This window comes from Neobacillus drentensis, assembly GCF_036962765.1.
Lineage (GTDB): Bacteria > Bacillota > Bacilli > Bacillales > Cytobacillaceae > Neobacillus > Neobacillus drentensis_C.
The window spans coordinates 3,878-10,070 of sequence record NZ_JBALOS010000280.1 but is presented as its reverse complement, the minus strand read 5'-3'; the positions used below and the strand labels follow the sequence as shown (position 1 = coordinate 10,070).

6 protein-coding genes are annotated in these 6,193 nt (G+C 38.7%); 1 reads left to right on the top strand and 5 read right to left on the bottom strand.

All coding sequences use genetic code 11. The features are described from left to right. The first annotated feature begins 350 nt into the window (after window positions 1-350). Window positions 351-725, top strand: coding sequence for a nucleotide excision repair endonuclease (locus V7137_RS26800; RefSeq protein ID WP_335700896.1), 375 nt, complete (start codon window positions 351-353; stop codon window positions 723-725). A 73-nt stretch (window positions 726-798) separates the two neighbouring features. Here V7137_RS26800 and V7137_RS26795 read toward each other — a convergent pair whose 3' ends face one another. The 5 genes from V7137_RS26795 to V7137_RS26775 all read right to left on the bottom strand — a co-directional run bounded on the left by V7137_RS26795 (window position 799) and on the right by V7137_RS26775 (window position 6,192). After that, window positions 799-1,830 (bottom strand): ATP-grasp domain-containing protein, encoded by a 1,032-nt coding sequence (locus tag V7137_RS26795; RefSeq protein ID WP_335700895.1) that lies wholly within the window; start codon window positions 1,828-1,830, stop codon window positions 799-801. Between the two features lie 195 nt (window positions 1,831-2,025). Further along, window positions 2,026-2,163 (bottom strand): hypothetical protein, encoded by a 138-nt coding sequence (locus V7137_RS26790; RefSeq protein ID WP_335700894.1) that lies wholly within the window; start codon window positions 2,161-2,163, stop codon window positions 2,026-2,028. 161 nt (window positions 2,164-2,324) lie between these two features. After that, window positions 2,325-3,053: a response regulator gene (locus V7137_RS26785; protein WP_335700893.1), complete on the bottom strand. Its 729-nt coding sequence runs from the start codon at window positions 3,051-3,053 to the stop codon at window positions 2,325-2,327. After that, a complete protein-coding gene (locus V7137_RS26780) occupies window positions 3,010-4,641 on the bottom strand; it encodes a sensor histidine kinase (RefSeq protein WP_335700892.1) in 1,632 nt (543 codons plus the stop codon). Before V7137_RS26780 ends, V7137_RS26785 begins: the two co-directional genes overlap by 44 nt. 81 nt (window positions 4,642-4,722) lie before the next feature. Next, a complete protein-coding gene (locus V7137_RS26775) occupies window positions 4,723-6,192 on the bottom strand; it encodes a tripartite tricarboxylate transporter permease (protein ID WP_335700891.1) in 1,470 nt (489 codons plus the stop codon). Window position 6,193: the final 1 nt, after the last annotated feature.

The following is a 6,193-nucleotide window of genomic DNA, read 5'->3' as shown; positions in this document are numbered from 1 at the left end:
GATTTGTTTTTGTTAAATCGACCTTTTGTCCTTTTGACAATGAAATACCCATAAAAACACCCTTTCTACCTTCATTATTTATGTCACCTTCTATTTTTGATAGAAAGCTAATAACAATTAAACCCTATAGAACCACCAAAATCACCATTCTTCCTTAAGTTTAACAAAAATAAGGAATATTTTTCTACTTTTATTTGAACTCTTCCGATAAAATCACAGAGCCTCTGGTTTTTGGCAACGAAAAATGGTTAAAATAAGAAAGTCAAATCTTATTACCAATTGTTTGTGCTATAATGAACTGTTAGCAAAACGGGTGAACCGTTTATTTTAAGCAAGGAGCGATTTTTTTAATGATTAAAATTGAAATGCCTAATCCCGATGTGGTGATTACGAAGAAGAATCAAGTTGGAGAAAAAGTTGAAGCGCCTCTAAGCAGCGTTTATGGATTTACAGATTACAATAAAATCCCAAGAGACAAAGGTGGGATTATTCTTTTTTCAAACGCAAATGACGAATTACTATTTGTGGGTAAAGCTAGGAAATTACGACCTCGCGTAAAAAGACATTTTGAAGATTCAGTTTCGCCGATCAAATTGTACCGGGATGAAGTCTATAAGATTGCGGTATGTATTGTGGAAGATCCGATGGAGAGAGAAATATACGAAACCTATCTTATCAATACTTTACATGCAAAATACAATATTGATAAAGTTTTCTTTAAATAATAGTAACCAATAGAGAAAAGAGCGGTTTGAAAAAAATTTCATAACCGCTCTATTCTTTGTATATTTCCGTCGATTAGCTAATATCTCCATATTTCAAAATCATTTCTTTTTCAATATGACTTGCCCGAATGCCAAACCTCGGTTTAACCAACTCTACCTCTTCACCCAGCAAAATTTTAAGTGCCAAATAAGGGATGTTTATCCCCGATAGGCAACTAAAATGCATTCCACCGCTCATGCGCGGATTAATTTCCAATAGCTTCGGTATACCGTCGTTGTTGTATTTTACTTGAATATTAAAAACATATGGTACCCTAAATTCCTTATGAAAATCGTGTGCCAGTTTAATGAGTTCGGCCCTTTCCACTAGCTCTCTAACTCTTCCATCCCCCTTCATTCGAGGTATGGCGGCATATAGTTTATCATGCGACGATAAACAATCGATACTATATTCTCTTCCTTCTAAAAATTCCAACACCATTAAGTCTGGGAATGTTTCTTGTTGACCTAAAATTTCACATGCATATCGATAAGGGATGCGGTAGCCCGTTCCATGATTAAAAAGCTGGCTAATTGAATCAATTTGGTCTTTAATGACCCGGAATCCCTTTGCACCTTCACCAATCACTGGTTTAAAACACACGGTATGGCCTTTTTCCTTGATTTTTTCATACGCAATTTTAAAGTCTTTTAGGTTATTCACGACATAATAATCGGGGATCAAAAAATTTGCTGTCCCATTTGATAAAATTTGATACGTCTCTGCTTTATTATCCATTGTCTCCATCAAGTTGGCGTCTGGACATACTAGTACTTTTACTCCCAACGCCTCAAACTCACTAAGTTTTTTCGAGATTAGGACATTTTCTTTCCGCGGGACAAAAATATCAATCCCGTGCTTTCGACAAAACTCGATACAAAAATCAATATATTCCTCACCAGATACATCAGGCTCGACGAAGGCATAATCACAATTCTGTAAATAGAGTGCATCCTTGTTTGGATGAGTCCCGTAAATAATAAATTTTCGCTTATCCTGGTTATCCCTAATCATATCAAGGGAATGGGAAACGGTTGTAAACCATCTGTTAAACCAAATCTTCATTTAAATCCTCTTCCTTGTTGTAATAAGACCTCACTCATTATTGTCCTACTTGCAAACTTTTATAAGCAAAATATGACAAAAAATTCACGCCCTGCGTGATTGTTCCAATATTAACCCCTCCCACCCGTTTTAGCACAATAAAAAAACGTCCTGCCAAAGCAGTAACGTTCACCTAAAAAGTACTACACACTCACCTCAGTAAACTAGTGTCTGTACATTATTTAATTTTGAAGCAAATTCCTTAATCCCATCATAATCTAAATTCGATTGGTCAATCGTTGCACCGCTCACCTTTTTTACAATTTGTTTTTCAAAGAAGTTCATTTCAGACAATAGAAACTCTCCGCCAAATAACCCCATGGCAGTAGAATTTTTTCGCAATTCTTTTTATTGAAACCAACAACAAAATAGGGTTACTCTCGATATCTTCTGAGAAAATTTCCAATACTCTTCTGAAAACATTTAAAGAAGGCTCCCTTTGAGCCTTCTTCTTATTAGTGGCTATGCTGTTTTAATCCACCCTTAACCAAATAAACCCGTTCAGGGCGTCCCACCGTTCCATATGCTAAATCCGCAGCAATTTTCTCCTCGGCCATGAGATGTTCAAGATATCTTCTCGCTGTTGTCCTACTGACGCCTATTTCTTTGGCAACCAATTCCGCAGTTAATCCGAAATCCACTTTCGACAGAACATCCAGAACTTTATCAAGTGTAAGCGGATCAATTCCCTTCGGCAGGTAAGGTTTATCGCTTATGGATCCTTCTATCTCTTTTCGCAGCAGCTTGTCCACCTGCTGCTGCGTGACATGAAGATTCTCATCCCTCAATTCTACTAGCTTTGTATGGAATTCCTGATACCTTTGCAACGATTGTTTGAATCTCTCAAAAACAACAGGCTTAATCATATAATCAAACACACCAATGCTAATGGCCTCTTGAACCTTATGAATCTCTTTTGTGGCGGTTATCATGATAACATCCATTTGTTTCGTTTGCTGCTTTGTTTCCTTCAGTAAATCAATACCATTCATGTCTGGAAAGTATACATCCAACAAGAGTAGGTCTGGCTGTAAGAGATCGATATAGGTTTTTGCCTCTAGATAACTTGCCGCAATACCTACCGTTTGAAAACCAGCAATCTGTTCAATAAATCGTTTTTGAATTTCAGCTATCCGCAAATCATCCTCCACAATTAACACTTCTATATCCCGATTCCGCTTCATTCAAACACCCCCTGTGTTTTGGTATCGCTATTGTAAAAATCGTCCCTTCCCCTTCTTCTGAGGAAAAAGTAATATATCCCCCTAAGCCCCTAATGGCTTCCTTGACAAGACTTAACCCAATTCCCGCATTGCTTTGGCGGTTTTTTGTAGAAAAGCCAGCTTGGAAAATTTGTTCACTCAGATTCATGTCAATGCCTTTTCCGTTGTCTTCAATTTCAATGATCAGTTCTTTTCCTAGGTCTGTTAGAAACAGAGAAACTCTTTTTTCAACCTTCTCATTTTCTCTCACAGCTTCAAAAGCATTATTTACGAGGTTACCGATAATTGTCACTAACGTATCCCGGCTGATATTCGCTGGGACATCCTTAAAGCTGCTTTCTCGGTCTATTGTAAAATTTATTTTTAATTCACTGGATAAACTTACCTTTCCTAAAATAAATCCAGCAATGATCGGGTCAGGTATTTCCTTCATTAGGAAGCTAATGAACCCTTGTGCTACATCCACTTCCCTTGAAATGAAATCAATTGCTTCTTTATAGGAGCCAAGTTGGATTAAGCCAAGAAGTGTGTATAGCCGGTTGGAATATTCATGTGTCTGGGCCCGTAACCCTTCAGCATATGCTTTCACATGGGACAATTCCTGAATCAAATTGGAAAGTTCTGACTTGTTTCTGAAACTGGCAACAGCTCCAACTACTTCTCCTTTTTTATTAAAAATTGGGATACGATTAACCAAAAATACCTCACCTAAAATGGTAAGCTCCCTATCATATTCCGCATTTCCCGTTCGAACCACTTCGTAAAGATGCGTATTTTCCAGCACCTCTTCTATTTGTTTTCCACGCAGTAGAACCTCATTAGGAACATGAAGAATTTTATGTGCGGTTTCATTGACCACTGTTATGCACCCATTCGTATCGATTGCTATAATTCCCTCATGGATGGATTCTAATATGGCGTGTTTTTCCTGGTACATCCAAGCGATTTCTTTCGGTTCAAGTCCGAAAATCGCTCTCTTAATATTTAAAGAGATTAATAAGGCCGCTAGTAATCCTCCTACTAAAATGATCATCGTTGCGATAAAGATTTTATTTCTTATCTTTGATACTTCTTTTTCGATATCTGTTTGAAGATATCCTACTGAAACGACACCAATTACTTTACCATTACTAATAATCGGGGCTTTTCCCCTTAAGGAGGGACCAAGGGTACCGATAGATTCTGAGATAACCGATTCTCCTTTAAAGACTCGATCATTATCTCCGCCAACCATTTTTTGTCCTATACGGCTAGGATCTGGATGGGAGTAGCGTATTTCCTGTCGATTCCCTACCACAATAAATTCCGCACCAACCTGCTTTCTAATTTTCTCTGTTATAGGTTGAATAATGGCGGAAGGCTTGGAGCTAGCAAAAGCTTTTTGAATATCTGGCATATTCGAGATAGACTGTGCCACAGACAAGGCCTTCGTTCCTTTTTCATCCTTAAGATTGGACTCCATTATATTTGTAAAAGTGATTTCGAAAATCCCGCCAATTAACATGATTACGATAAAAATACCTACCATTAATTTCGTATGTAACCGCATACAAGCACCTCTATATCTATCATATAGAAAAAAACCCCTTAAAAAAAGGAGTCTTTTGTAATAATCTGAAATTTATAAATCTTATCCTTCTTCATTAACAACCACATTTTTTCCTCTCATCTTCATTAATACCGGAATTACCAGCCAAAGAACTGTCATAATTAAGAAACCTAATGAGATGGGACGTGTGAAAAATGGAGCAAAATCGCCATTTGAAATCGTTAAGGCTCGACGCAGGTTATTCTCAATCATTGGACCTAGTACAAGTCCTAACACTAATGGGGCAATCGGATAATCATGTTTATTTAAAAAATAGCCAATTACACCGCAACCTAATAATAGTAAAAGGTCATTAATTGAGACTTGTACCGCATAAACGCCGAATATGGAGATGGCGATAATAATAGGAATTAAATATTGCTTAGGGGTTTGAATAATTTTTGCAAACACCTTAACGAGTGGGAGATTGAGAATCAACAGCATAATATTTCCAACAAACATACTGGCAATCAACCCCCACGCTACATGGGGATGATCTTCGAATAATAACGGACCCGGTTGCACGTTATACATCATTAGTGCTCCCATTAAAATGGCGGTTGTGCCCGATCCAGGTATTCCTAATGTTAATAATGGGATCATTGCTCCACCAGAGGCTGCATTATTCGCCGATTCTGGTGCAGCCACACCTGCTATCATTCCAGTTCCAAACTTTGACGGGTTTTTAGAAATCTTCTTTTCTAAAATGTACGAGAAAAAGGATGCGAGTGTCGCGCCTGCTCCGGGTAAAATCCCGATAAAAAAACCTAGGATCGATCCTCTGGCAATTGGACCCACAGATTCTTTCAATTCATCTTTGGAAGGCAATAAATTATTAATTTTTGCCATTTGATTATCTTCTTCCTCTTTTTCTAAGATGGTCTTGAAAACCTCACCAAGGGCAAACAAACCTACGGCAATCGTCAAAAATTCAATTCCTTGGTATAGCCAGGGAATATCAAAGGTAAAACGGCCAATCCCAGACACATTATCAATTCCGATAGTGGCAAGCAGTAAGCCGCTTACCGTCATAATTAATGCTTTCGTAACGGACTTTCCTGCCAACCCGCTAACAGCGCCGAGTCCTAACAGCATAAGCGAGAAATATTCGGCAGGACCGAATTTAAGGGCTAGATTTGACAATGGCTTCGCTAGGACAATTAAGGCGATTAATGTGACGATTCCTGCCACAAATGACCCAATCGCTGCAATGGACAAGGCACTCCCTGCCCGTCCCTTCTTCGCCATTTGATAACCATCTAATGTTGTCACTACCGATGATGACTCTCCCGGTGTATTTAATAGAATAGAAGTTGTGGACCCGCCATACATTGCTCCGTAGTAGACACCAGCAAGGAGAATGATTGCACTGGTTGCCGCTTGCTCAGGAGGGAGACCGCCCGTTATGGAAGCGGTAACAGGAATAAGCAAGGCGACGCCGCTCATCGGACCAATCCCTGGCAACACCCCGACCGCTGTCCCAATTAATACCCCAACAAATGCAAAAATCAAA

Coding starts and splice junctions, on each gene's coding strand:
- V7137_RS26795 (WP_335700895.1), bottom strand. CDS start 1,830: ATGAAGATTTGGTTTAACAGATGGTTTACAACCGTTTCCCATTCCCTT.
- V7137_RS26780 (WP_335700892.1), bottom strand. CDS start 4,641: ATGCGGTTACATACGAAATTAATGGTAGGTATTTTTATCGTAATCATG.
- V7137_RS26785 (WP_335700893.1), bottom strand. CDS start 3,053: ATGAAGCGGAATCGGGATATAGAAGTGTTAATTGTGGAGGATGATTTG.
- V7137_RS26800 (WP_335700896.1), top strand. CDS start 351: ATGATTAAAATTGAAATGCCTAATCCCGATGTGGTGATTACGAAGAAG.